Consider the following 25,830-nt stretch of genomic DNA (forward strand, 5'->3'; position numbering starts at 1 on the left):
TCGCAGCGGGGTGGGCTTTCCGCGCGCCCTGTTCTCAAGACCTACTTCGCCGCCGCGCGCGCCTGTTCGGTCATTTCCGCGCTGCGATCGCGCGCGCCGCGCAGGGTGTCTTCGAGCAGGCGCACCAGCCGGCGATCGGCATCGAGCACGTCGATGCCGACTTGCGTCACGCCGCCGGGGCTCGCCACGCGGCGGGCGAGTTCGCCGGGCGAATGGTCGGACGAGGCCGCCAGCGCCGCCGCGCCTTCGACCATGGCCAGCGCCAGGCGATCCGCCTGTTCGCGCGCGAGGCCGAGCAACGCCGCCGCCTCTGCCAGCGCATCGATGAAGCGGTAGACGAACGCCGGCCCGGACCCGGCCAGCGCGGTGACGAGGTCCATCTGGCCTTCTCCGGCCAGCCATTCGGCCTGCCCCAGCGGCGCCATCAGGCTATCGGTGAGCGCGCGCGCATCCCCTTGCGCATCGCCGAACAGCGCGATCGGCGACTTGCCGAGCGCGGCGGCGAGATTTGGCATGACGCGCACCACCGCCCCGGCATCGGGAAAGGCACCACGCAGCGTGGCGAGATCGACCCCGGCGAGAATGGAGAGAAGCAGCGTTCCCTGGGTCACGAACGGCCGCACCGTGGCCATGGCATCGGCGAACTGCTGCGGCTTGAACCCCAGCAGGACCACATCATAAGCGCCCGTGGCCTCGGCGATCGAGCGCACCAGCCGCACGCCCGCCGGCGCGGCTTCCAGCCGGGGATCGACGATGGTGAACGCCGCCGGATCGAAGCCCGCCGCCAGCCAGCCCGCGAGCATGGCGCCGCCCATGTTGCCACACCCGAACTGAAGGATCTGCACCGTCATGATCTGTCTCCTGCGCCGCGATTTCGGAACCGCGACTGGTCCAGGATCGCGCCAAAGGCAAGAGCGCGCTCGATCAGGATGTTTTCAAATGGCCAATGACGATCGAAGCGATGGCATCTGGCGCCGGTGGCGCAATCCTGTCCGGATTTTCATTCGGCCCTCAGCCTTCGGTCATGCCGGGCGCGGTATGGTGATCGCCATGGACAACACCGACACGCAAACGAGGGCGAAACTGGTGCGCGGACTCATGTGGAGCGCGCCGCTGGCAATCGCCCTGTGGGGTATGCTGGCACTGGCGGCCCTCGCCGTGGTTCCGCACACCGTCCGCCACGCAATCCAGGCCGACGCCCGCTATACGGTGCACGTGCTGAAACGCGATCTCGGGTGGCGCCCGCCCGCTTCCGGACTCACGCGCGCGGGCTGAAACCCGTCAGGCTTCTCCGGCGGCGTCCACCAGCGCGCTGGCCAGGGCATCGGCCGGGGTCTTGTCGCCCCACAGGATAAACTGGAACGCGGGATAGAAACGGTCGCATTCGTCGACCGCCGCCTCGATCGCGGTCTGCGCCTGGGTGAGGCTGAGCAGCCCGTCATCGCCCAGCATCAGGCCGTGGCGATAGAGCAGCACGCCGCCGTTCGACCAGATATCGAAATGGCCCAGCCAGACCTGTTCGTTGATGAGCGCCATGACCTCGAAGACCGCGCCCTTCTTGTCATCGGGCACGCGAATATCGGGCAGGCAGAGAATCTGCAGAACGTGGTCCTCGGCGCGCCAGATCGAACGAATCTGGTAATTGGCCCAGCTGCCCTGGATCTCGCCCAGTATCTCGTCGTCCGAAACGAATTCGAACGGCCAGCCGCGCGCCTCGAACAGCGAGGCGAGCATGTCGACGGGCGCCGCGTCATCGCGTTCGCTTTCGTCGTGACCGGTCCGCATCAGACACTCCATCCATCGCAAACGAGCAATCTGCCGTTCGCCTGCCCTGACCCATCGCGGAGCGCGGGGCCGGGGACAATCAACGGTTAACCCGTCGTTGGGCAAAACTCGACAAGGCTGTTTATAACATGTGGACAAGGGGTGAACATCCGGTTCGGATGCGAAAGCCCGCGCGGGCGCCCTAGCGCGCGGGAAGCGGATCGACTGCCTGCCCCGCCGGGCTGGTCCACTGGAAGCCGCTGACGCCGGCGCGGCGCAGCTGGTTGAGGAAGGCCTGCGCGTCGTCGTCGCTGTCGAACGGACCGGTCAGCAGCCGGAAATTGCTGCGCCACGGCGTGATATAGGGCTTGCGCGCTCGCAGCACGGACGCCTCGCGCACCAGGCGCTGCCATTCGCGCCCCATCACATCGCGATTGGCGCCGGTCAGCACCTGCACCCAGACGCGGCTGGGATTGGCGGGCGGACGGGCCTTCGCGCCCTTGCCCTTAGCTCCCTTGGTTTCCTTGGCGTCCTTCGCATCCTTGGAGCCCCTGCCCCGGATGTCCGACGCGGTTTCGCGCCCGCGCGGGCCGGGCGCGGAGGTGGCCTCCTCCTCGGTGGCTGCAGCGCGCCCGCGACGCCGCGTCGCGCGATCGGCAGGTTCGGGTTCGGCGGGCTTGGATTCGGCGGCCTTGACCGGGGCCGGCTTCTCCTCGGGAGGCTTGGGCCGCGCGGGCTGGATGCGCGAGATGTCGACCGCGGCCACGGCCTGATGCCGCTCCTCTTCGGGCGGACGGAACCCTTCGAACAGGCTGCGGAAATCGGCGGCATCGGCAGGCGGCGCGGATGCTGCGGGCGAAGACCGGGCCGGTTCGACAATCGCGGTGGGCGGTGGCGCCGCGGATGGCGCGACCGCCGCAACCTGAACCTGTGGTTCGGCCACGGGAGCCGGAGTCGGCGCGGGGGGCGGTGTGGCGGCCGGAGCTGGTGTCGGAACAGCCTGGGCGGTGGCGGTGCTGCCCTGCACCCGCGACAGATCGAAACCCGGGGATGGTGCGGGAGTGGGCGCTGGTGCTGGCGCTGTTGCTGGCGCGGGCGTCGGAGTCGGCGTCACGACGGGCGTAGCGGCAGCCGTGGCGACCTGGACCGCCGCCGGGGCAGGTGCCGGCGCGGCCATCGCGGCGGGCGGGATACTGCTGGCAGGCGGCGGCCCGTCGAGCCGCGAGGCCGGATAGGGGCGCGGAATCACCAGCGGCCGCTCGCCCGTCGGCTGCAACGCGGCGGTCGAGCCGACGGATGGAGACGCCGCCGTCGCCACCTGCACGGGCGCGGAAGCGGCCACCGAAACAGGCGGTTGCGTGACCGTGCGCGACGGCATGGGTACCGGGGGCGGCACTGGTGCCGGCGACGGCGTTGGAGTGGGCAACAACGACACGCCGACGCCCGTTGCCGGGCGGGTCGGGGAGGAGGCCGTCGGGGCGGGCGACGCCGATGCAACGCGCACCGGTTCCGCCCGGCCCGGACGGCGGCGCTTTTCGCGGCTGGGCCGGTCCGCCGCCTGCGTCCCCAACGCCTCGCCCGCCGGAATCAGCGCGGCATCGGCACGCGGCGCGCGCGGATGGAGCGCGGCATATTGCACGACGCGCGGCTCATCACGGCCGATATCCGCCGCGCGCGGGAATCGCCCGAGGTTGGCGGCGGCGGCCTGCTGCGCCGGGGTCAGCCGCGGCATGTAGCGCAGATAGGGCGTGATGCCGGCAGCAAGCTGCTGCGGCATCGAGGCATAGGCGACCGACACCGCCTCATCCTGCTGGCCGGAGATCGCCATGATAAACGTGCGCGTGCGCCACGCCGCGCGGTCCTGCGTCTGCAACAGCGGGTTCAGCACGTTCTCCGATCCGCGCCGATCCCCGGCGATCGCGAGGCTGAGCGCGTAGCGGCGCGCGACTTCCGCATTAGGCCCGCGGCTGAGCGCGACCTGGTAGAAGCGCTGCGCCGTGGCATTGTCGCCGATCAGATCGTAGGCCAGCCCGCGATCCGCCGCCATCGGAAACAGATCAGCCCCTGCCCGTTCGGCATCGTCGAAATAGCGGATCGCGGAGAACGGATCGTCGCGGACCAGTGCCGCGCCGATCTGCGCCTTGACCGTGCCGTTGCCCGGCGCAACCTCGTCCGCGCGCTTGAAGAAGCCCAGCGCGGCATCGCTGTCGCCAACACGCTGCGCGGCGTTACCCGCCGCGATCAGGGCATCGATATTGCGCGGATCGCGCGCCAGCCGGTTGAGCGCGGCGTTGAGCGCCTGCGTGCCGCCGACCTGCCCGGTGATGGGTTGCACCACAGGGCGCGACACGGATTCCGGCTGGTCCACATCCTCGTCGACCGGACCCGATGTGGCACGTTGCGCGAAAAGCGCCGAAGCGCTGCAGGCGGCGAGGAGCCCGACCGCAACGCGCGGCCAGACGGTTCGTTTCGACAAATGGCGACTCATGTTGCCGCTCCCTTATCGACATCCCGCAGAACCGGCGACAACAGATCGGCGAAACGGGCGCTCCCGCCGTCCGAATTGCGGCGGCGGGAGGTCCGGACGCGCGTTACTGGTTGTTCTGACGCCCGAGGAAGCGCGGAATATTCAGTGCGCCGCCATCATCCTCGTCATCGGCCGCCTTGCCGCTGCCACGCGAAAGATTGGCCATGCGTTCGAACAGCGTGCTGCCACCGCCACCCGGCGCCACGCGCGGGGTGGCGCGTTCGGCCGGGACGTCGGATGCCTCGCCACCGAAACGCGGGGGAGCACCGATTTCCTCGGACCCGCCGAGCACGAGTTCGTCGTTGCCTGCCGCCGAAGTCGGCGGCACGGGCGCGGCATGTTCCTCGCTGAGATCGAGCGTGAGGTCGAGGGCTTCCGGTTCCGGAGCGGCCTCCGCCACGGGCGGCGTCCAGGCAGGAACGGGCTCGGGAGCCTGCTGCACGGGCGGCGCGGGTTCGGGCGCGGCGACGGGGGCCGTCGTCGGGAACGCCGGACCGCGCGAGGCGCCGGGAAGGTTGAGCGGGCGCGCGGCCTGTTCGGCCATTTCGGCGCTCTGCTCGATACCCGTGGCCACGACCGAGACGCGGATCTTGCCATCGAGATCCGGATTGAACGCCGAACCCCAGATGATGTTGGCGTTGGGATCGACCAGTTCGCGGATATGGTTGGCCGCTTCGTCGACTTCGAGCAGCTTCATGTCGTCGCCGCCGATGATCGAGATGATCACGCCGCGGGCGCCCTGCATCGACACGCCATCGAGCAGCGGATTGGCGATGGCGCGTTCGGCCGCTTCGAGCGCGCGGTTCGGGCCATCGCCCTCGCCCGTGCCCATCATCGCCTTGCCCATTTCGCCCATTACCGAGCGCACGTCGGCAAAGTCGAGGTTGATGAGGCCGGGCATGACCATCAGGTCGGTGATCGAGCGCACGCCCTGCTGCAGCACTTCGTCGGCCAGCTGGAACGCTTCCTTGAAGGTCGTTTCCGCCTTGGCGACCAGGAACAGGTTCTGGTTGGGGATGACGATCAGGGTATCGACGTGCTTCTGCAGTTCCTCGATGCCCGATTCCGCCGAACGCATCCGGCGCGTGCCTTCGAACAGGAACGGCTTGGTGACCACGCCCACGGTCAGCACGCCCTTCTTGCGCGCGACTTCGGCGATGACCGGTGCGGCACCGGTGCCGGTGCCGCCGCCCATCCCGGCGGCGATGAAGCACATGTGGACGCCGTCGAGCGCGCGCTCGATCTCTTCCATCGTCTCTTCGGCGGCGGCGCGGCCGACTTCGGGCCGCGCGCCCGCGCCCAGGCCCTGCGTGATCGCCGGCCCAAGCTGGATGCGGTTTTCGGCGATCGAGTTGTTCAGCGCCTGCGCATCGGTGTTCACGACGACGAAATCGACGCCTTCGATCCCGGCGCTGATCATGTTGGCGATGGCGTTTCCGCCCGCGCCGCCAACACCGATCACCGTGATGCGGGGCCGAAGCTCATCGATGGCCGGCGGTCCGATGTTGATGCTCATAGCGGTCTCCCGTTCGGGTTGGGTGCGTTTCGGTTGAACTTAGCCGACCTGTGGCACAGTTGGATTCGTCGAATAAAGGTTAAATAGACCTTTTCCACAGGATGAGCGGCCGAATGGTTCGCAAAATCCGCTATTCAGGCGCGCAGCGGTGGATAACTTGCCGTGATCGGGCGCGCACATCAGAAGTATTCCCGCAACGCCCGATAGACCCGCGTGACGAGTCCCAGGCCGGAATAGCGCGCGCTGGGCTGGTAGGCTGGACCAACCGCGCGGATGTCCACCGGATCGGCGGCGGCATAGAGCACCAGCCCGACGAGCGTGGAGGAACTGGGCGTGGCAAGACCTGGCGGCAGGCCGATCATCGTCGGCGGGGCGCCGATCCGCACCGGGCGGCCGAGCGCGGACTGCGCGTAATCGGCCAGCCCCGGCAGTTGCGCGCCCCCGCCCGTGAGCACGACCTGCTGGCCGCGCTGGCCGGAAAAGCCCATCGCTTTCAGCGCCTTGCCCACTTCTTCTGTGAAGTGTCCGAGCTGCTGAGTGATGACCGAGATCAGTTCGGCACGGGGAATGCGGTTCTTGTCGTCGGCGTGGCGCGCCAGCGGCCCCGCGCCTTCGGGATCGCCCGGCGCGTTGACCGGGATCATCTCGCGGTGATCGGCCGGGCTGGCGATGGCCGAGCCGGACATGCACTTGAGCCGCTCGGCCTGGTAGCGGCGGATACCGAAGGCCGAGGCAACGGCGTCCGTGATGTCGCCCGAACCGAACGGGATGACCTGCATGCCCAGCAACATGCCGGCGGCATAGACCGAAACGGTCGTCACTTCCGCGCCGAATTCCACCAGCGCGACGCCGAGTTCGCGCTCTTCCGGCGTCAGGCAGGCATGACCCGCTGCAACCGGCGAACCGACCACGGCCTCGACCTCCAGATGCGCGTTCTGCACGGTCTCGGTCAGGTTCCGGATGGGCGCGCCATCGGCCAGCATGACGTGGATGTCCACCGCCAGCCGTTCGGCATGGAGCCCCTTGGGGTTGGGCACGCCATGCGCGCCATCGAGCGTGTAGTGCGCGGGCTGCGCGTGCAGCACCATGCGGCCATCAGGCTGGATCACCTCGCGCCCGGCAACGAGTAGATGCTCGATATCGTCCTGTTCGATGCGGCGGCCGCCGATGTCCACCTCGACCCGGGCGGTAGTGCTCACCAGCCCCGCGCCGGAGCAGCCGATCCACACCTTCTGCACGCCGGTGTTGGCCATCTTCTCGGCCCGTTCGATCGCGTCGCGCACCGAATGGGTGGCGGCCTGCATGTCGGTCACATAGCCGCGCTTGATCCCCTGCGCGGCGCGGTGGCCCGATCCGAGCACGATCATCTCGCCCGTTTCCGAAAGCCCGGCGATCATCGCCGAAACGCGGAACGAGCCGATGTTGACCGCAGCGAAAAGCCTGGTGATGCGCGGAGCCGCCACGGCCTACTGATCCTTCTCCGCCGCCTTCGCCCGGGCGAGTTGCGCCGCCTTCTTCGCGGCGGCCTTGGCCTCGGCGGCGGCGCGCTGATCGGCCGCCACTTCGTCGGCGTGGCCGGGCACGCGCAGGTACATGCGATCGGACGCACGCATGTCGAAGCTCGCCACCTTGCCGCCGAGCAGGCGGTTCACCCCGTCCATCCGCGCGAAGCCGAGCAGTGCGCTTGCGGACTGGTCATCGCCTTCGGGCAGCGCCAGCACCTGCCCGGTCTTGAACATGATGTTCCAGCGACGGTTGCCGATCCATTCGGCTTCGGCGACCTGCGGCTTCAGCGCCGGGGCGACATCGAGCAGGCGCCCGAGATCCTGCACCTTTTCACCCGCGCCTTCGCCTTCCAGCACCAGCATGCCCTTGGCGCGCGCGGCCGAAACGGGTTCGAGCTCGTGCCCGGTATCGTCAATCAGCACCAGCTTGCCGCCCTTGCGCAGCACCGCGTGGGGCGATCGTTCTACGATGTCCACCACCAGCGTATCGGGCAACTGGCGCGAAAACGCGCGCGTCCTTGACCCACGAAAGCTGCATCAGATCACCGCGCAACCCGTCGATATCGAGCCGGGGCATCGACTGATCGCGCTGGCCCAGCACCTTTTCGTAGATCTTCAGCTCGTTCATGCGGTTGACGCCGCGCACTTCGACGCGCTTGACCTCGAACCCGGCGCCCGAAGCGACCTGCGCCAGCTTTTCCTGCGCCAGCATCGGCACGCCGGCCATGCTGGCGACCACCCACACGAGCATCGCCGCCACGCCGAGGATCACCGCCAGCACGATCCGGTGCAGGGTCTCCTCGCTGAACGGCAGCCACTGCATCACACCGTCGATGACGTTGCCGGTCTGCTTCTTCGCGGTGGCCACCTTGCGCTGCGCGCCCTTGGCCGCCGCCGCGCGCCGCACGCCCTTGCCGCTCCGCCGGATCGTCTGCGCCATGGTTCAGCCCTTCCCCTGCGCGGCAACAAGGCCCTGCGTGGCGGTCAGGCCCAGCGCGTCGGCCACGATCGCCTCGACCAGATCGGCATAGCTCATGCCCACGTGCCGCGCCTGTTCGGGCACGAGGCTGAGCGGGGTCATCCCCGGCTGGGTGTTCACTTCCAGCAAGAACAGGCCCGACAGGCCGGGCTGTTCATCGTCCCAGCGGAAATCGGACCGGCTGGTGCCCTTGCAGCCGAGCAGCACGTGCGCGCGCAGCGCCATGTTCTTGCAAGCCTCGGTGATCTCCGCCGGAATCTCGGCCGGACAGATGTGGTCCGTCATCCCTTCGGTGTATTTGGCGTCGAAATCGTAGAAGCCCGACTTGGGTCGCAGCTCGGTGACGCCCAGCGCCCACGGGCCATCGGCGCCGGCGATGACCGCCGTGGTCAGCTCCCGGCCGCGGATATAGGGTTCGGCCAGGAGTTCGTCGAACTCCTGCCACGGCCCCTTGGCCTCCGCGCTGATCGGGTTGCCATAGTTCCCCTCGGCGGTGACGATGGCGACGCCGACCGACGATCCTTCGTTGACGGGCTTGAGGACATAGGGGCGCGGCAGCGGATCGGCGCGGTGGAGATCGGGAGTGCGGACCATCGTGCCCTGCGGCATGGCGATGCCGTGCGGCACCAGCGCCTGCTTGGTCAGTTCCTTGTCGATCGCGATGACCGAAGTGACCATGCCCGAATGGGTATAGGGAAGGCCCATCAGATCGAGCATCCCCTGCACCGTGCCGTCTTCCCCCGGCACGCCGTGCAGCGCGTTGAACACCACATCCGGCTTCGCTTCGGCCAGACGCAGCGCCACCGCGCGGTCCATGTCGATCCGCGTGACCGTGTGGCCGCGCTCTTCCAGCGCCCTGGCGACGCCTTCGCCGGACATCAGCGAAACCGGCCGCTCGTTCGACCAGCCGCCCATCAGGACCGCGACGTGGAGTTTGGGCAATGACACTTCAACAGTCTCCGTTCGTGTCGAGATACAAACCGGTCACGGCTTGCCCACCCGCTGGATTTCCCATTGCAACTCCACGCCCGACTGTTCCTTCACCCGGCGTCGCACTTCTTCACCCAGCGCCTCGATGTCGGCGCTGGAGGCGGTGCCGGTGTTGATGAGGAAGTTGGTGTGCTTTTCGCTGACCTGCGCCCCGCCCACGGTGAGACCCCGGCAGCCGGCACGGTCAACCAGTTCCCACGCCTTTGCCCCATCGGGGTTTTTGAACGTGCTGCCGCCGGTCTTGCTGCGCAGCGGCTGGCTGGCTTCGCGCGCGGCGGAAATGCGGTCCATTTCGGCCTGGATCGCGGCGGGTTCGCCCGGAACCCCACGGAACCGCGCGGCAACGACGATGGAGCCGTCGGTGAGGTTCGAATGGCGGTAGGTGTAGCCGAGTTCGCTCACCGGCAGCGTGACGATTTCGCCCGAACGGATCACGACATCGCAATCGATGAGGATGTCCTTGACCTCGCGGCCATAAGCGCCGCCGTTCATGCGCACGAAGCCGCCGACGGTGCCGGGGATCGAACGGAGGAATTCGAGGCCCGCGATGCCATGATCGCGCGCCGTGCTGGAAACGAGGATGCCACTCGCCCCACCGCCGCAGTTGAGGGTGATTTCATCCACCTTCTCGACCTTGGAGAAGGCCTTGCCCAGGCGGATGACAACGCCAGGCACGCCGCCATCGCGGACAATCAGATTGGATCCGAGACCGAGCGCCATCACGGGATATTCGGGATTCATGTCCTGAAGAAATTCGGACAGATCCGCCGTATCGGCAGGTTCGAACAGTATTTCGGCGACCCCACCCGTCTTGAACCACACCAACGGTGCCAGCGGCGCGGAAGCTGTCACGCGTCCACGAGGCGGCTTGCTACGAGGAATGCGATCGGCGTTCACGCCGCCACCCCCTGCGCCCTGACGGCATCCGCAAGGCCCGCCGCCCACTTGGTGATGTCGCCCGCGCCCAGGCAGACGATCATGTCACCCGGCTGGACCAGCGGCGCGAGTTCCTGCGCCAGCGCATCCGCCCCGGCGATCAGGTGCGCCGAACGGTGCCCCCGCGCCTTGACGCCTTCGACCAGCGCGGCCGCGTCCACGCCCTCGATCGGCGCTTCGCCGGCGGGATAGACCGGCGCGACATAGACCACGTCGGCATCGTTGAACGCGCCCTGGAAGTCTTCCATGTGATCGCGCAGGCGGGTGAAGCGGTGCGGCTGAACCACGGCGATGACGCGGTTCTGCACGCCTTCGCGCGCGGCGGCGAGCACAGCGCGGATTTCGACCGGGTGATGGCCGTAATCGTCGATGACCACGGCCGAACCGCCGTCCACCGCGATCTCGCCCACCTTGGTAAAGCGGCGCTTGACCCCGCCGAACTTGCCGAAGCCGGCGCGGATGAGGTCATCCGACACGCCCATTTCCACGGCAACGGCCACGGCGGCCAGCGCGTTCTGCACGTTGTGGCGGCCGGGCATGGGCAATTCGATGCCCTCGATGCGGCGGAACGAGCCGTCGCGCTGGCGCAGCACGGCGGTGAAGCGGTTGCCGCCGGGAATCGGCGTCACGCCCTCGCCGCGCACGTCGGCCTGCGCGGAAAAGCCATAGGTGATGACGCGGCGGTCGCGCACCTTGGGGATGATCGCCTGCACTTCCGGATGATCGATGCACAGCATCGCCGCGCCGTAGAACGGCACGTTCTCGATGAACTCGACGAAGGCCGATTTCACCCGGTCGAAGCTGCCGTAGTGATCGAGGTGTTCTGGATCGATGTTGGTGACGATCGCCAGCGTGCCATCGAGCCGCAGGAACGAACCATCGCTTTCGTCGGCTTCCACCACCATCCAGTCCGACGCGCCAAGGCGGGCGTTCGAACCGTAGGAATTGATGATGCCGCCGTTGATGACCGTGGGATCGACCCCGCCCGCATCGAGCAGCGCCGCGACCATCGAGGTAGTGGTGGTCTTGCCGTGGGTGCCGGCCACGGCCACGGTGTTCTTGAGCCGCATCAGCTCCGCCAGCATTTCCGCGCGGCGCACCACCGGCACGCGCGCTTCGAGGGCGGCGACGACTTCGGGATTTTCGCGCCGGACGGCGGTGGAAGTAACGACCACGGCCGCGCCTTCGACGTTCTCCGCCTTGTGGCCGATCATCACCGCGATGCCGCGCTTGCGCAGGCCTTCGACGACATAGCTTTCGGCGATGTCCGAACCCTGCACCGAATAGCCCATGTTGTGCATGACTTCGGCAATGCCGGACATGCCGATGCCGCCGATGCCGACGAAATGGATCGTGCCGATATCTGTGCCGACACCCTTCATGCGCGGACTCCGGTGTTGCGCGGCACGCTTGCGCCCAGCGCGACCTGTTCCGAAGTCGCTGTCTTGCCGCCTTCCATCCGGATCACGTCCTGAAGCGGCGCCGCACCGAAGCTTTCGACCAGATCCGCCAGATCGGTGACGGCGTTGGGCAGGCCGCAGTTCCAGGCGGCATGCGCGGCGTTGGCGAGGGATTGGGGATGAAGCGCCATGGTCTGAATCTGCTTGGCCAGTTCCTTGGGCGTGAAGCCGGTCTGCCGGATCGCGCGCGCGCCGCCGGCGGCAACGATCTCGCGCGTGTTGGCGGCCTGGTGATCGTCGGTGGCGATCGGCAGGGGCACCAGAATGGCGGGACGGCCCACGGCGGTGAGTTCGGCGATGGTCGAGGCGCCGGCGCGGCCAATGAACAGGTGCGCTTCGGCCAGGCGGCCGGCCATGTCCTCGAAATAGGTGCCGAGTTCGGCCGGGATCTGGTGCGCCGCATAGCGGGCGCGGACGGCCTCCAGGTCTTCCGCGCGGCACTGTTGCGTGACCTGCAGGCGATGGCGCAGGGCGGGCGGCAGCATGGCGAGGCCATCGGGCACGACTTCGGACAGCACCGAAGCGCCCTGGCTGCCGCCGGTGACAAGCACGCGGAACAGGCCTTCCTCGGTAAATTCGGGGAACGGCTCGCTACGCAGCGCCAGCACTTCGGGCCGGACCGGATTGCCGACGAGATGGACCTTGCCCCACAGCTTGGGATCGAGCCGGTCGACCTCGTGATAGGACGTGGCGATGGCGTTGACGCGCTTCGCCAGCAGCCGGTTGACGCGTCCCAGCACCGCGTTCTGTTCGTGGATCACCGTGGGAATACCGGCGGACTGCGCGGCGAGCAGCGCCGGGAACGCGGGATAGCCGCCGAAACCGATCACGCAGGACGGTTCGAAGCTTTCGAACAGGCGCAGCGCCATGGCGCGGCCAGCCCAGATCGCGCGCAAGCCCTTCAGCAGCGTGAGCGGGTTCTTGCCCAGCCGGCCCGCCGGCAGGACATGCGCGGGCATGAACGCGGGCTTGCCCGGTATCTTCGCACCGCGATCGTCCGTGACGAGCGCGACGTGATGGCCGCGCCGTTCCAGCTCCACAGCAAGCGCAAAGGCGGGCAGCAAGTGCCCGCCCGTACCGCCAGCGGCGAGGACATAATGCCGTGATACCGCGCTCATTTTCGCGGGAACTCCCCGATCGTGAATGACTCGCGCGTCAGATAGGGATTCCGGCGGGTAATGGCGAGCAGGAAGCCGACCCCGAGCAACAGGGCGATGGTGGACGAACCGCCATAGCTGATGAGCGGCAGCGTCATGCCCTTGGACGGGAACAGTTGCAGGTTGACGAGGATGTTGATGAACGCCTGCCCGACAAGCTGCGCGGTCAACCCGGCGGCGGCCAGCACGGTGAACAGGTCTTCCTCTTCCACCAGCCGCATCAGCACGCGCACGGCAACCGCGCAGTAGAGCATCACGATCACCGCGCAGGCGATCAGGCCGAATTCCTCGCCTATCACCGAAAAGATGTAGTCGGTATGCGCCTCGGGCAGCGCGTTCTTGCGCGCGCCCAGCCACAGCCCGGCCCCGCTCCACCCGCCGGCAACGAGCGTGCGCATGGCAAGGTCAACCTGGTCGAACTCGCTGCCGCCGTTGAGGAAATTGTCGATGCGGTGGGTGGCGTTGGGGTAGAACAGGTAGGCGGCGATCACCAGCATGACGGCCCCGCCGGCAACCCACAGCAGCCGCGCGATCGGCAGGCCCGAGAGCAGCACCAGCACGAACCACACCCCGCAGAACAGCACGGTCGAGCCGAAATCGGGCTGGAGCATGAGCAGCCCGCCAATGGTGCAGAGCAGGGCCAGCGAGATGGTGATGACCGGCAGGTTGGGATCGCGTACGCGCCACGAGAGAATCCATGCGACGGTGATCGCGAAAGCCGGTTTCAGGAATTCCGAAGGCTGGAGGCTGAAGCCGATCCAAAGCCAGCGCCGGGCGCCCTTCACCTCGCCGCCGACCAGTGGAACCAGCACGAGCGCCAGCACCATCGCCCCGCACAGCATGATCGCCAACCGCCGCGCCGATTCGCGGGCAGCAGCGAGGCGATGAACATCACGGTCAGCCCCACCGCCAGCCAACGCAGGTGGATCCAGAAGAAATAGAGGTCGCCCAGCGACTTCTGCGCGGTGGACAGGCGGTGCGCGCTGGCCGGCGATGCGGCGGCCACGGCCACCGCGCCGACGGTGAGCAGGGTGAGGATCAGGCCGAGCAGCACCCGGTCGATCTCGCGCCACCAGATCAGCAGTTCGCTGCGCCGGGTACGGCGGAAACGATGCGCCGCACCGACGAGGCGGACCCCGCCTTCGCGCGTGGTGGTGGTGACGAGGCGTGTGGGAGTGGTGTTCATCGCCGGCCGTTCACCCTTCCCCCGGCCCGCCGGTCAACGCTTCCACGATCTGGCGGAAGGCATCGCCACGCGCTTCGAAATCGCGGAACTGGTCGAAGCTGGCGCAGGCCGGCGAGAGCATGACGACATCGCCCGGCCGCGCGGCGGCGATCGCCTGGCTGACCGCATCGCACAGCATCTCGCTGCGGCTGACGGGCATCACCGGCTCGAGGATCTCGGCGAAGCGCGGCCCCGCCTCGCCGATGGTATAGGCCGCGACGACGTGATCGAAGAACGGCGCGCATTCGTCGAGATCGTCGCCCTTGGGCAGCCCGCCGACGATCCAGTGGATGCGCGGGAACGCGGCCAGCGCGGGCGCGGTCGAGGCCGGGTTGGTCGCCTTGCTGTCGTTGATGAACAGCACGCCGCGCGCCTCGGCCACGCGTTCCATGCGGTGCGGCAAGCCCTTGAACGAGCGCAGCGCCGGGCGCCACTGGCTTTCGTTCAGGCCAAGCAGGCGCGCGATTTCCACGGCGATGGCCGCGTTTTGCAGGTTGTGCGGGCCTTGCAGCGAGGGCCAGTCCGCCTGCCCCGCCAGCGCCGCCGGATCGACGACGTGAACGAAGCCCGCGCTCCGGCCAGCCGCTACGTCTTCGGCGATGCGCAGGGTGTGCGGATCGCCGCAGCCGAACACCGCGTGCTGGTCGGCGCGCTGCATGGCGAACAGCCGCGCCTTGGACGCGGCGTAGCCGGCGAAGCCATCGTAGCGGTCCAGGTGATCGGGGCTGAGATTGATCAGCGCGGCGACGTCCGCCGCGAGGCCATAGGTCAGGTCGATCTGGTAGCTCGACAGTTCGAGCACATAGACGCCCCCGGCCGGCAGCGGCTCCTGCCCCAGCACGGGCAGGCCGATGTTGCCGCCCATGCGCACCGGCAGCGACGCGCTCTTGCACAAGTGATGCACCAGCGCGGTGGTGGTGGACTTGCCGTTGGTGCCGGTGATGGCGACAACACGGTGCGCGGGCAGATCGCCGCGTGCCTGCGCGAACAGTTCGATATCGCCGATCACGGGCACCCCGGCTGCGCGGGCATAGTCCGCGATGGGGTGGCGGTTGAGCGGCACGCCGGGCGAGACTACCACGCCATCGAACCCGGCAAGGTCGATCGTCAGCGGATCGGCGATCGTAGCGCGGCCTTCCAGCGTGGCGCGGGCTTCCTCGCGGTTGTCCCACGCCGTCACCTGCGCACCGCTGGCCAGCAGCGTTTCCACGCTGGTCAGCCCCGACCGGGCGAGGCCGAGGACCGCATAGCGCTTGCCGGCAAAGGCGGAGGAGACGATCATGCCCGGATCATCGCACCTTCAGCGTGGCGAGGCCGAGCAGCGCCAGCACGATCGAGACGATCCAGAAGCGGATCACGACGGTCGATTCCTTCCAGCCGAGCTGCTCGAAATGGTGGTGGATCGGCGCCATGCGGAACACGCGCTTGCCGGTGCGCTTATAGACCGAGACCTGGATGATGACCGAAACGGCCTCCATCACGAACAGGCCACCGACGATCGCCAGCACGATCTCGTGATGCGCCGACACCGCGATCACGCCCAGCGTGCCGCCCAGCGCAAGGCTGCCGGTATCGCCCATGAACACCGCGGCAGGCGGGGCGTTGAACCACAGGAAGGCAAGGCACGCGCCCATCACCGCCGCGCAGTAGATCGCCAGTTCGCCCGCGCCGGGAACGTGCGGGATGCCCAGGTAATGCGCATAGTCCACGCGGCCGGCGAGGTAGGCGATGATCGCGAACGTGCCCGCCGCGATCACCACCGGCATCGTCGCCAACCCGTCCAGCCCGTCGGTCAGGTTCACGGCATTGCCCGCTCCGACGATGACGAAGGCAGCAAAGACGTAGTAGAACGGCCCCAGCGGGATATAGAGGTTGCTGAACACCGGCACGTAGAGGTTGGTTTCCCCCACCACCAGCCAGGCGGCAACGCCCGCGACGACGAATTCGCCAAGCAGGCGGACCTTGGCCGGCACGCCCTTGTGCGCGTACTTGGTGACCTTGTCGTAATCGTCGAGGAAGCCGATCAGGCCGAAGCCGAGCGTGACGACGAGGCAGGCCCAGACATAGCGGCTGGTCACGTCCATCCACAGCAGCAGGCCCAGCGTGAGCGCGATGACGATCATCAGCCCGCCCATGGTGGGCGTGCCGCGCTTGGCGAGGTGGCTTTGCGGCCCGTCCTCGCGGATAGGCTGGCCCTTGCCCTGCCGCACGCGCAGCATGTTGATGAAGCGCGGGCCGATCAGCAGGCCCACGAACAGCGCGGTCAGCAGCGAGGCGCCGGCGCGGAAGCTCTGGTAACGGAAAAGATTGGTCAGGCCTTCATAGTGAAGCCAGTGCGCCAGCAGATAGAGCATTCAGTTTTCCCTGGCCGTGAGCGCGCGGACAAGCACTCCCAATCCGACCGAATTCGAACCCTTCACGAGCATGGCGTCGCCACCCTCGACCCCTTCGGAAGCAAGGCGTTCAGCCGCTTCCGCCGTCGTTTCCACATGAGCCATCTCGATTCGCCGGGCAAGCGGCGCGGCGGCGCTTTTCCCCAGCGCCTCGGCCAATGGCGCCATTTCGGCACCGACCAGAATCACCCGATCGACACCCGCCTCGATCAGGGGCACGGCCAATTCGCGGTGATAACGCGCCTCGTCGGCGCCCAGTTCCTTCATCGCCCCCAGCACGGCGATCCGCCGACGCGCGGGCGTGGCCCCCAGTTGCAGGATCGTGGCGCGCATCGAGGCGGGGTTGGCGTTGTAGCTTTCGTCGATCAGCAGCGCCTCGCCCGATCCATCGCCGCGCGGCGCGGGAATGCGATGGCGCGCGCCGCGCCCGGCAAGCCCTTCCATCTCCGCGAGCGCCAGCCCGGCCGCGCCAAGATCGCCGCCGACCGCCTCGACCGCCGCCATCACCGCCAGCGAATTGGCGACCCAGTGCGCGCCCGGCATGGCGATGGTGTAGCACAGCTTGCGCATGCCGAGATCGACGGTGACGAGCGTGCCGCCACTCCGCCATTCAGGGCCGGCGCGGGAACCGCATCGATCAGCCGGACCTGCGCCTCGCGCGAAACACCAAAGCCGAGCACGCGCGCGGCGTGGCGCTCCGCCTTGGCGCGCAGCCGGGCATAGTGCGGGCTGTCCGCCGGGACGATCGCGGTGCCGCCCGGTTCCAGCCCTTCGAAAATCTCGCCCTTGGCGTCGGCGATGGCCTCCTCGCCGGAGAAATGGCCGATGTGCGCCGGGGCGATGGTGGTGACGATGGCGACATGGGGGCGGACCAGCCGGGTCAGCGCGGACAGCTCGCCCGCATGGTTCATGCCCATCTCGAACACGCCGAAGCGCGTGCGCGCCGGCATCCGCGCCAGGCTGAGCGGCACACCGACATGGTTGTTGTAGCTCTTGACCGAACGGTGCGCCCGGCCCCGGCTGCCGCGATCGAGCGCGGCATAGAGCGCTTCCTTGACCCCGGTCTTGCCCGCGGAGCCGGTCACACCAATGATCCCGGCATCGACTCTCGCACGCGCGGCGCGGCCCAGGTCCTCGAGCGCGCGGAAGGTATCGGCAACGCGGACGTGCGGCCACGGCACATCGCGATCGACCACGGCGGCCTGCGCGCCGCGCCCGAACGCGCCTTCCAGAAAGCGGTGCCCGTCGGCGGCTTCGCCCTTCAGAGCGAAGAACAGATCGCCTTCGGCCACGGCACGGCTGTCGATCTCGATGCCGGAGACGCTGAAATCGCCCGATGCGGTGCCCCCGGTGGCGGCGGCGATGTCGCGCGCGGTCCACAGGGCGAGGCCAAGATCGTCACCGGCTTCGACCGGCCAGCTCAGCATGGCGGGGTGGGCGTTCATGGTTCAGGTCCCTCCGGCCGGTCCGGCGCATTCGCGCGCCACCTGCACATCGTCGAACGGCAGGATGCGGGTGGCGTCGCCCCGGCCCACGATCTGCCCCTGTTCGTGGCCCTTGCCGGCGACCAGCACGATGTCATCCCCCGTCGCCTCGGCAATGGCGGCGGCGATGGCCGCACGGCGATCACCGATCTCGCGCGCACCGGCGGTGCAGCCGGCGAGCACGGCCTTGCGGATGTCCGCCGGGTCTTCGCCGCGCGGATTGTCATCGGTGACGATGACGAGATCGGAGCCGGCGCAGGCGGCACGGCCCATTTCCGGGCGCTTGCCACCATCGCGATCCCCGCCCGCGCCGAACACGGTGATGAGGCGGCCCTTCACGTGCGGACGCAGCGCGGCGATGGCGGCCTCGATCGCATCGGGGGTGTGCGCGTAATCGACATAGACCGGCGCGCCGGCGCGGCTGATCGCGGCGCGTTCCAGCCGCCCGCGCACCGGCTGGAGCCGGCCGAGCGCCTCGAACGTGCGGTCCGCATCGCCACCAGTGGCCAGCACCAGCCCGGCCGCAACCAGCGCGTTGGCGGCCTGATAGGCGCCGATCAGCGGCAGGTTGACCTTGCGCGCACGCCGCTGGCCTTCGGCGCCGTGTTCGATCTCCAGCGTCTGCCCGAGTTGGGTGGGCGTGCGCGATAGCAGGCGGATGCCATCGCCCTTCGCGCCGACCGTCAGCAGGTTGAGCCCGCGCGCCGCCGCATGGGCCACGGCCTTGCCGGACCATGCCTCATCGTCCGCCCAGATCACCGCCGTCCCGTCATCGGCCACGACATCGTCGAACAGGCGCATCTTGGCGGCGAAGTAATCGTCCATCGTCGCGTGGTAATCGAGATGGTCGCGGCTAAGGTTGGTGAACGCCCCGGCCACGACGCGCAGGCCCTCGTTGCGGTACTGCGACAGGCCGTGGCTCGACGCTTCGTAGGCGACATGCGTCACGCCCTCACGCGCCAGGCCGGTCATGTTGGAAAGGAACGTGACGATATCGGGCGTGGTGAGGCCGGTGGAAACGGATTCGTCCGCCGTGGTCACGCCCAGCGTGCCGATCGAGGCGGCGGAATAGCCCGCCATGCGCCAGAGCTGCCGTGTCATCTCGACCGTGGAGGTCTTGCCGTTGGTGCCGGTGACGGCGACCACGGTTTCGGGAACGGGCGTGAAGAAGCGCGCGGCGAGCCGGGCAAAGGCGCGGCGCGGCTGCGCGTCGGCGATATGGACCGCGCCCCGCACGACCGCTTCGGGCCGGGCGACGACGGCGACGGCGCCCGCCGCCACGGCATCGGCGATGAAATCCTCGCCATTGAAACGCGCGCCCACAAACGCGCCGAACACGGTGCCGGGCGCGACCTTGCGGTGATCGATGGCGAAGCCGGTCACATCGCCGTCCGCGCCATTCGGCAGCGCGAAACCCGCTTCGTGCGCGATGATGCCCAGCTTCATTCCCCGTCTCCGTTGGCGACCAGCGGCGACAGGTCGGTAATATCGACATCGCGGCTGGCATCGGGCACGACGCCCAGCAGCGGCCCGATGCGCGGCACGACCCGGCCGACGATCGGCGCGGCATTCCACGCCGCCGTGCGCTGCCCGGACGTGGCGACGGTGCCCTGCGGTTCATCGAGCATGGCGATCACGACATAGCGCGGCTTGTCCATCGGGAACGCCGCCGCGAAGGTGGCGACCAGCGAGGTCCGTCGATAGCCGCCCGCGCCCCGGCTTTTCGGCCGACCCGGTCTTGCCGCCGACACGGAAGCCCGAAGCGTCGGCCTTGCGGCCGGTGCCATCCACCACGATCATGCGCAGCAGTTGCCGGATGCGCGCGCTGGTGGACGCCTTGAACACGCGGCGGCCCGGCGGCACGCGCGCCGGATCGACCTTGTAGAGCGTGGCCGGGCGCCAGATGCCGCCGTTGACGAGCGCGGCATAGGCGCTGGCGAGATGGAGCGGGGTCACCGCGATGCCGTGGCCGTAGCTGACGGTCATCGTAGTGATCCGCGCCCAGTCCCCCTTGGCATCGGTTCCCCGGGGCCAGAGAGGGAAGCCCCGCGCAGGCAGTTCTATCGTGGGCCGCTCGTTCATGCCGAGCTGCATCATTGTGCGACGAAGGGCTGGTCCGCCGAGCTTGTCGGCGATCTGCGCGGTGACGATATTGGACGAATGAACCAGGGCTTCGGGCACGTTCAGCGACGGGCCGAAGTTGTGGCTATCGTGAATGGTAAAGCCGCCGATATTGAGCGGCCCGGTGGGATAGCGCACCGACAGGTCGGTGATGACCCCGGCGTCGATCGCGGCGGCAACCGTAATCGGCTTGAACGTGGAGCCGAGTTCATAGACCTGGTTCGACACGCGGTTGAACACCAGGCCGTTGAACACGCGATCGCTGCGGTTGGGATTAAACGAGGGCAGCGATGCGAGCGCGATCACTTCGCCGGTATCGACATCGAGGATGATGCCGGCCGCGCCTTTGGCGTTGCTTTCCAGCATACCCCGGCCGAGTTCGTCTTCGAGCGCGCCCTGCGCGCGCGCATCAATCGACAGCGCCACGGGATTCGCGCGCTGCGCCGGATCGAGCAGGCGCGGTTCCAGCACCTGTTCCATGCCCACGTGGCCCTTGCCCGCCAGATCGACGAAACCCAGTACGTTCGCCGCGAGCGAGCCCTGCGGATAGTACCGCTGGTTCTCGCGCGGGAATTCCAGCGCGGGTTCGCCCAGGGCAAAGACGTGGTTGGCCTCTTCGGGCAGGACACGCTTGCGCAGGTAGCTGGGCTTGTCGGACTTCAGGCGGCGGACGAGATCGTCATAGTCCGCATCGGGAAAGATCTGGACCAGCGCGCGCGCCACTTCTTCGGGCGTCTTGACCAGCGGGCTGCCGCCCTTTTCGCCGAACGCCTTGGGGTTGTACCACAGCGAATAGGATGGAAACGCCCGCGCCAGCGCGACGCCGTTGCGGTCGGTGATCTCGCCGCGTTCGGGCACCAGCGCATCGGCCATCGAGCGCCGGTCGGGGCTGCCTTCGAACAGCCCGATCTGGACGACGCGCATGAGCGCCGTGGCCGTCAGGAACACGAAAGCGAGCAGGATAAAGAGCGCGCGTTTTTTGGCCGTCAGCAGCGCGCTCTGACGGACATTGGCCAGCTGGACCCGGCCCGATGCGATCGCGGCGGATGCGGTTAGCGCGTTCACCGGCTGATCCTGCCCTCCTTGTGCGGCGTTCCCGTCCGGGGCTTGCCAGCGGCGCTGGCCGAGCGCGAGGCGGAGGACTTGGCGGAGCCTCCCTTGTCCACAGATTTGCCGTTAGCGGTCTTGGCCGCCTTCTTCTTCGCGGCGGACGCTGCGCCTTCGGCAGCGCGCGGACGGCCGACCGTGCCCAGCCGTTCGCCAGCGCGGCGGTGGCCGTGGCGTGATCGACATGCGCCGCCGGCGCATCGGTCTGCGCGATCGCTTCTTCCGCCTGCGCCGACTTGCCGGTGAGCGGCGAGACCATCGCGGGGAACGCGGCGGAGGCGATCACGCTGTCATCGGCCGAGGCGACGCGGATCGGCGCGGGCGCATCCGGATCGGCCGGCTTGCTGAGCGAGGCGAGTTGCCGTTCATTTTCAAGATACTGCCCGGCGGTGGGTGCGACATAACCGAATTCGATATCGTTCCACGACTTGAGCTGCTGCTGGTTGGCGCGCGTTTCGAATTCGGTTTCGAGGTACATCTTCTCCTGCTTGAGCGCGACGATGCGCTGCTCCGCGCGATGCACCTGGCTGCGCAGCGCGTTGACGCGGAACGACAGCGCCAGCACCACCGCCCCGCACAGCGCGAGCAGGACGACCCAGCCGATCGAACGCAGGCGGTTGGCGGTCACGATCATGCGGCGAGGCTCCCGGATGTGGCGCGCGCGGGCGCAGCGGTGCGAACCGCCCAGCGCAAGGTGGCGGAGCGGGCACGCGGATTGCGCGCCTCTTCGGCGGAGGTGGGACGGATGGCGGACGAAGGCTTTTCGAAAACCGGCTTCGCGGTGCTGGCAAGCTGCGGCAGATGGCGCGATCCAGCGGGCATGGCGCCAGCCGCTTCGCGCAGGAACTGCTTGACGATGCGGTCTTCCAGGCTGTGGAAGCTGACCACGGCGAGCCGCCCGCCCTGCGCGAGCATCCGTTCCGCTCCGGCAAGCCCGGCGATGAGTTCGTCGAGTTCGCCGTTCACATGGATGCGGATCGCCTGAAAGCTGCGCGTGGCCGGGTCCTTGGGCGCGCCGGGGCGATGGCCCAGCGCCTTGCGCACAACGGCGGCAAGCTGGCCGGTGGTTTCCAGCGGACGCGCCGCCACGATCGCGCGCGCCACGCGGCGCGACTGGCGCTCCTCGCCATAGCGGTAGAGCACGTCGGCGATCGCCTGCTCGTCCGCCTCGTTGAGGAAATCGGCCGCACTCGGCCCGTCCTGCGACATGCGCATGTCAAGCGGGCCGTCCGACGAGAACGCGAAGCCGCGCGCGGCCTGATCGAGCTGCATCGAGCTGACGCCGATGTCGAAGACCACGCCCTGCACGGCGGTGACACCGGCTTCGGCCAGCCCTTCGGCCAGTTCCGAGAACCGGCGCGGATGCAGCACCAGGCGCGGCGCATCGCCCTGCGCCTCGGGCCAGCGCCGCCCGGCGGCGATCGCGTCGGGATCGCGATCGAAGGCGTGGACGGTGGCACCGGCGGCAAGCAGGCGGCGGGTATAGCCGCCCGCGCCGAACGTGGCATCGACGATCACGTCGCCCGGCGACGGCGCGAGCGCTTCCACCACTTCATCGAGCAGGACGGGAACGTGCGGGCCGAATCCGGTTGCGGGACCGGTTTCGGGCGAAGACACCGGCGCGGTCACTTGCGCTTCCCCTTCGCCAGATCCGCCATCTTGGCACGGCACCCGGCTTGCGCCGCTTCCCAGCCCGGCCCCATGTCGAGCAGGATGCGGGGATTCCAGATGGTGATCTGGGTGCCGCCACCCTGGAAGAACAGGCCGTCCTCCACCTGGCCAAGTTCGGCGAGGTGGTCGGGCAGGACGAAGCGGCCGGAATCGTCGAAGCTGGCGCGGTGGAAGCCGTAGAGCTGGGCGGCACGCATGTCGCGATCGAAATCAAGGCCGAGGCGGAGCGCCTTGTCCTCTTCGCGGTCGATGTCGGCGGCGAACTGTTCGCTGCGGGAAAGGCCGAAGCCGACCAGGCAGGGCAGGCGGTGATGCTTGTCGATGCAGAGGATGCGCTGACCGTCAGACGCGTCGCGGACATCGGCGCGGAAATCGGAGGGCAGGACGAAGCGACCCTTTTCGCCGCGCGGCGAAAAGCCCTGTCCCACGTAATTTGACGGCCCTCCCGCCACGCCGAATACCCCGCTCGAAGACGAAAGGCTCCACCCCCGGCCCACGCTCGCGCGCAAGCCGGCCGATCCCCCGCGGATACGGCCTGGAGTTCATCCCGATGGACCATCATTAACCGGGGACATCACGGGCGGAAAGGGGAAAATGCGGGAAATTACGTCCAGAACCTGAATCCCAAGCACTTTTTCCACACGCTTCATCGCAATGTTGCACGTTGTACTTGGTTTGTTTCTGTCTGGAAACGCCCGAAAAATGCGGGACTCGCGCGACTCCGCACCTAAGCCCCTCCGCCTTTCCCGTATTTTCCCGTGGAGTCGCCGGCTCAGCCCGCGAACGCGTCTTCCAGCAACGAATCCAGCACCGCCGCGCGCTTTCCGTCGGCGTCGGAGGGTTCGAACAACGCGGCGTCGGCCACGATGAGCGCACGGCCCCGCCCGATCCGGCAGCGCGCGACCAGCCCTTCGCGCACGATCGCGCATCGCGCGTCATGACCGCCCGGGCGCGGCGCGAACTGCCCGGGCAGATTGACGGGAAGCGCAGCGCCCGCGCTTTCCCGCGCCGCGTCATGCTCGCCCGCCGGCTGATCCTCGTCGAAGCGCAGTTCCAGCCCCCAACGCGCGAGAATGGGCGAAAGCAGCACGATGTCCTGCGGGCGGCGGCGGTCGCCCAGCGCATAGGTGCTGTCCGCCGTGAGCATCGGATCGGCGAACAGCAGCAGACGCCCCCCCGCCCGCACCCAGTCATCCAGCGCGACATTCTCCTGCGGCGCGAGCGGACGGGGTTGCGCCAGCAGCAGGAAGCGCGCGTCCAACGGCGGGGCCAGCAGCGTATCGCGCGCGACGAGCGTGTAGCGCGCCTCCAGTGCGCGGCGCGCCCAGTGCGGCGGTGCATCGGCGCGCAGCGTGGCAGCCAGGTCCGGCGTTTCGTTCCACAGGATCGGCAGGCTGGTGAACAGCATCAGGCGCGGACGCTCCTGCGCGGAGACCGCGCGCGAGCCGCTGGATTTCCACGCCACAGCCGCGCTCACCACCAGCGCGCAGGCCAGCAGCGCCGCACCGAAGCGCCACCGGCGCGATACAGCCGTGCGCGCGACGGAAATCAGTGCTGGGGCGCGGCGGCGGGCGCCGTCTTGTCGGCCGGACGGTTGGCCGCGGGCAGTTCCGGCGTCACACCCATGTCGACCAGCGGATCGTTCGCCGGCGTGGTGCTGGCCGATGCGGACGCGTCGGGATCGGCCACGGCCGAAGCATCGGCCATGTAGGCGCGATCGAGAATGACGTTGGCCAGGCCTACGAGCAGCAGCATCGCCGCCAGCCCGAACAGCCCGATCTGGAGCCGGTGGACCACCTGCGCGCGCAGCTCGCGCGGAGTGGGCGGAACGTGGTGAATGGGCGCCTTCGCCATGCCGCCCGCCTGCGCCGCGCCATGGCCCGCGCCCGGCACGGATTGCGCGGCGCGGCCGGATCGACGCGAAGGGAAGCCGAACAGAGCCATCCCGGGCAGATTATCCTATTGTTGCAGCCATGGAAATACCGGCAGATTCTTCGCCTTCAGCCATTCCGGGTTGTAGAGCGAGGACAGGTAGCGGAAGCCGGTATCGCACAGGATCGTGGCCACGCGCGGGTGCGGCCGCCCTTCCGCCACCAGCTTGCGCCCCAGCGCCACTGCGCCGGCCACGTTGATCCCGCTCGACAGGCCAAGGCACAGCCCTTCCTCGGCCAGCAAGCGGCTGACCCACAGCAGGCCTTCCTCGTCCGAGATGCGGAACTGGGTATCGATCGGCGCGCCTTCGAGGTTGGCGGTGATGCGCCCCTGCCCGATCCCTTCGGCCACCGACGACCCTTCGGCCTTCAGCTCGCCGCAGGCGTAGTAGTTGTAAAGCGCCGCGCCGTGCGGATCGGTGAGCGCGATCGTGATGTCCTCATCGAACGCCTTGAGGCCCAGACTGGTGCCGGCGATGGTGCCGCCTGTGCCCGCCGCGCAGGTAAAGCCGTCGATGCGGTGCTCCATCTGCTCCCAGATTTCGGGCGCGGTGCTTTCGATGTGCGCGCGGCGGTTGGCGATGTTGTCGAACTGGTTTGCCCAGATCGCGCCTTCGGTCTCCTCGGCGATGCGGCGCGAGGTGTGGACGAAGTGGCCGGGATTGGAAAACGGCGCGGCGGGAACGAGCACGAGTTCGGCGCGCAGCGCGCGCAGCGTGTCCATCTTCTCGCGCGATTGCGTTTCGGGCATGACGATCACGGTTTTGTAGCCGAGCGCGTTGGCGACGAGCGCGAGACCGATGCCGGTGTTGCCCGCCGTGCCTTCGACGATCGTGCCGCCGGGCTGGAGCAGGCCCTTCTCCTCGGCATCGCGCACGATCCACAGCGCGGCCCGGTCCTTCACCGACGCGCCGGGGTTGGCGAATTCGCACTTGCCGAAGATGTCACACCCCGCCGCGTCGCTTGGCCCCTTGAGCCGGACGAGCGGGGTGTTGCCGATGAGCGAAAGCGTGTCGGGAAGAAGGACGGGTACGGTCATGGTCAAGGAGTTAGGCGGCCCGTGT

Annotated in this window: 18 protein-coding genes and 4 pseudogenes; 1 reads left to right on the forward strand and 21 read right to left on the reverse strand. The window is 68.5% G+C overall.

Annotation, left to right across the window (positions count from 1 at the left end; all coding sequences use genetic code 11):
- Window positions 1-41 precede the first annotated feature (41 nt).
- Window positions 42-851 carry a pyrroline-5-carboxylate reductase gene (gene proC, locus F1640_RS06120; protein WP_194918276.1) on the reverse strand — a complete coding sequence of 270 codons (810 nt, stop codon included), beginning with the start codon at window positions 849-851 and terminating at the stop codon, window positions 42-44.
- Between the two features lie 88 nt (window positions 852-939).
- On the opposite strand from proC, the gene F1640_RS06125 reads away from it, so the two are divergent.
- On the forward strand, window positions 940-1,275 hold the full coding sequence (locus tag F1640_RS06125; RefSeq protein ID WP_194918278.1) for a hypothetical protein: 336 nt from the start codon (window positions 940-942) through the stop codon (window positions 1,273-1,275).
- A 6-nt stretch (window positions 1,276-1,281) separates the two neighbouring features.
- On the opposite strand, the gene F1640_RS06130 is transcribed toward F1640_RS06125, so the two are convergent.
- The 20 genes and pseudogenes from F1640_RS06130 to F1640_RS06225 all read right to left on the reverse strand — a co-directional run bounded on the left by F1640_RS06130 (window position 1,282) and on the right by F1640_RS06225 (window position 25,805).
- Complete coding sequence (locus tag F1640_RS06130) at window positions 1,282-1,785, reverse strand: YbjN domain-containing protein (protein WP_124809030.1); 504 nt, start codon at window positions 1,783-1,785, stop codon at window positions 1,282-1,284.
- 181 nt (window positions 1,786-1,966) lie between these two features.
- On the reverse strand, window positions 1,967-4,252 hold the full coding sequence (locus tag F1640_RS06135) for an SPOR domain-containing protein (RefSeq protein WP_194918280.1): 2,286 nt from the start codon (window positions 4,250-4,252) through the stop codon (window positions 1,967-1,969).
- A 103-nt stretch (window positions 4,253-4,355) separates the two neighbouring features.
- Complete coding sequence (ftsZ, locus tag F1640_RS06140; protein WP_194918282.1) at window positions 4,356-5,807, reverse strand: cell division protein FtsZ; 1,452 nt, start codon at window positions 5,805-5,807, stop codon at window positions 4,356-4,358.
- A 179-nt stretch (window positions 5,808-5,986) separates the two neighbouring features.
- Window positions 5,987-7,270: a cell division protein FtsA gene (ftsA, locus tag F1640_RS06145; RefSeq protein WP_124809027.1), complete on the reverse strand. Its 1,284-nt coding sequence runs from the start codon at window positions 7,268-7,270 to the stop codon at window positions 5,987-5,989.
- A gap of 3 nt (window positions 7,271-7,273) precedes the next feature.
- Window positions 7,274-8,252: pseudogene (locus F1640_RS06150) on the reverse strand (cell division protein FtsQ/DivIB).
- Between the two features lie 3 nt (window positions 8,253-8,255).
- The gene (locus tag F1640_RS06155) at window positions 8,256-9,239 is read right to left on the reverse strand and encodes a D-alanine--D-alanine ligase (protein ID WP_194918283.1); all 984 of its coding nucleotides are present in this window, start codon (window positions 9,237-9,239) and stop codon (window positions 8,256-8,258) included.
- Window positions 9,240-9,275: 36 nt separating this feature from the next.
- Window positions 9,276-10,178 carry a UDP-N-acetylmuramate dehydrogenase gene (murB, locus tag F1640_RS06160; protein WP_194918285.1) on the reverse strand — a complete coding sequence of 301 codons (903 nt, stop codon included), beginning with the start codon at window positions 10,176-10,178 and terminating at the stop codon, window positions 9,276-9,278.
- Entirely contained in the window at window positions 10,175-11,599 is a 1,425-nt protein-coding gene (murC, locus tag F1640_RS06165; RefSeq protein ID WP_194918287.1) for a UDP-N-acetylmuramate--L-alanine ligase, read from the reverse strand. Before murC ends, murB begins: the two co-directional genes overlap by 4 nt.
- Window positions 11,596-12,795 carry an undecaprenyldiphospho-muramoylpentapeptide beta-N-acetylglucosaminyltransferase gene (murG, locus tag F1640_RS06170; protein ID WP_194918290.1) on the reverse strand — a complete coding sequence of 400 codons (1,200 nt, stop codon included), beginning with the start codon at window positions 12,793-12,795 and terminating at the stop codon, window positions 11,596-11,598. The genes murC and murG overlap by 4 nt, the downstream gene beginning before the upstream one ends.
- Window positions 12,792-14,020, reverse strand: a pseudogene (locus F1640_RS06175) (FtsW/RodA/SpoVE family cell cycle protein). The gene murG and the pseudogene F1640_RS06175 overlap by 4 nt, the downstream one beginning before the upstream one ends.
- A 10-nt stretch (window positions 14,021-14,030) precedes the next feature.
- Window positions 14,031-15,341, reverse strand: a complete 1,311-nt coding sequence (murD, locus tag F1640_RS06180; RefSeq protein ID WP_194918292.1) for a UDP-N-acetylmuramoyl-L-alanine--D-glutamate ligase — start codon at window positions 15,339-15,341, stop codon at window positions 14,031-14,033.
- Window positions 15,342-15,348: 7 nt separating this feature from the next.
- Window positions 15,349-16,413 (reverse strand): phospho-N-acetylmuramoyl-pentapeptide-transferase, encoded by a 1,065-nt coding sequence (gene mraY, locus F1640_RS06185; RefSeq protein WP_124809019.1) that lies wholly within the window; start codon window positions 16,411-16,413, stop codon window positions 15,349-15,351.
- A pseudogene (gene murF / locus F1640_RS06190) lies at window positions 16,414-17,897 on the reverse strand (UDP-N-acetylmuramoyl-tripeptide--D-alanyl-D-alanine ligase).
- Between the two features lie 3 nt (window positions 17,898-17,900).
- Complete coding sequence (locus tag F1640_RS06195; RefSeq protein WP_194918294.1) at window positions 17,901-19,382, reverse strand: UDP-N-acetylmuramoyl-L-alanyl-D-glutamate--2,6-diaminopimelate ligase; 1,482 nt, start codon at window positions 19,380-19,382, stop codon at window positions 17,901-17,903.
- Window positions 19,379-21,122 (reverse strand): annotated as a pseudogene (locus F1640_RS06200) (peptidoglycan D,D-transpeptidase FtsI family protein). The gene F1640_RS06195 and the pseudogene F1640_RS06200 overlap by 4 nt, the downstream one beginning before the upstream one ends.
- Before the next feature lie 672 nt (window positions 21,123-21,794).
- Complete coding sequence (gene rsmH / locus F1640_RS06205; RefSeq protein WP_309229206.1) at window positions 21,795-22,793, reverse strand: 16S rRNA (cytosine(1402)-N(4))-methyltransferase RsmH; 999 nt, start codon at window positions 22,791-22,793, stop codon at window positions 21,795-21,797.
- The gene (locus F1640_RS06210; RefSeq protein ID WP_206694638.1) at window positions 22,790-23,344 is read right to left on the reverse strand and encodes a division/cell wall cluster transcriptional repressor MraZ; all 555 of its coding nucleotides are present in this window, start codon (window positions 23,342-23,344) and stop codon (window positions 22,790-22,792) included. Before F1640_RS06210 ends, rsmH begins: the two co-directional genes overlap by 4 nt.
- 263 nt (window positions 23,345-23,607) lie before the next feature.
- A complete protein-coding gene (locus F1640_RS06215) occupies window positions 23,608-24,312 on the reverse strand; it encodes an ABC transporter (protein WP_194918295.1) in 705 nt (234 codons plus the stop codon).
- Between the two features lie 71 nt (window positions 24,313-24,383).
- Complete coding sequence (locus tag F1640_RS06220) at window positions 24,384-24,779, reverse strand: hypothetical protein (RefSeq protein WP_125957133.1); 396 nt, start codon at window positions 24,777-24,779, stop codon at window positions 24,384-24,386.
- Between the two features lie 15 nt (window positions 24,780-24,794).
- Window positions 24,795-25,805, reverse strand: a complete 1,011-nt coding sequence (locus F1640_RS06225) for a cysteine synthase A (protein ID WP_194918297.1) — start codon at window positions 25,803-25,805, stop codon at window positions 24,795-24,797.
- Between the last annotated feature and the right edge of the window lie 25 nt (window positions 25,806-25,830).

It is taken from the genome of Novosphingobium sp. NBM11, from assembly GCF_015390225.1.
Lineage (GTDB): Bacteria > Pseudomonadota > Alphaproteobacteria > Sphingomonadales > Sphingomonadaceae > Novosphingobium.

Bases quoted from the DNA above. Each gene is read 5' to 3' on its own strand.
- proC (WP_194918276.1), bottom strand. From the start codon at position 851: ATGACGGTGCAGATCCTTCAGTTCGGGTGTGGCAACATGGGCGGCGCC.
- F1640_RS06125 (WP_194918278.1), top strand. From the start codon at position 940: ATGGCCAATGACGATCGAAGCGATGGCATCTGGCGCCGGTGGCGCAAT.
- F1640_RS06130 (WP_124809030.1), bottom strand. From the start codon at position 1,785: ATGCGGACCGGTCACGACGAAAGCGAACGCGATGACGCGGCGCCCGTC.
- F1640_RS06135 (WP_194918280.1), bottom strand. From the start codon at position 4,252: ATGAGTCGCCATTTGTCGAAACGAACCGTCTGGCCGCGCGTTGCGGTC.
- ftsZ (WP_194918282.1), bottom strand. From the start codon at position 5,807: ATGAGCATCAACATCGGACCGCCGGCCATCGATGAGCTTCGGCCCCGC.
- murC (WP_194918287.1), bottom strand. From the start codon at position 11,599: ATGAAGGGTGTCGGCACAGATATCGGCACGATCCATTTCGTCGGCATC.
- murG (WP_194918290.1), bottom strand. From the start codon at position 12,795: ATGAGCGCGGTATCACGGCATTATGTCCTCGCCGCTGGCGGTACGGGC.
- murD (WP_194918292.1), bottom strand. From the start codon at position 15,341: ATGATCGTCTCCTCCGCCTTTGCCGGCAAGCGCTATGCGGTCCTCGGC.
- mraY (WP_124809019.1), bottom strand. From the start codon at position 16,413: ATGCTCTATCTGCTGGCGCACTGGCTTCACTATGAAGGCCTGACCAAT.
- F1640_RS06195 (WP_194918294.1), bottom strand. From the start codon at position 19,382: ATGAAGCTGGGCATCATCGCGCACGAAGCGGGTTTCGCGCTGCCGAAT.
- F1640_RS06220 (WP_125957133.1), bottom strand. From the start codon at position 24,779: ATGGCTCTGTTCGGCTTCCCTTCGCGTCGATCCGGCCGCGCCGCGCAA.
- F1640_RS06225 (WP_194918297.1), bottom strand. From the start codon at position 25,805: ATGACCGTACCCGTCCTTCTTCCCGACACGCTTTCGCTCATCGGCAAC.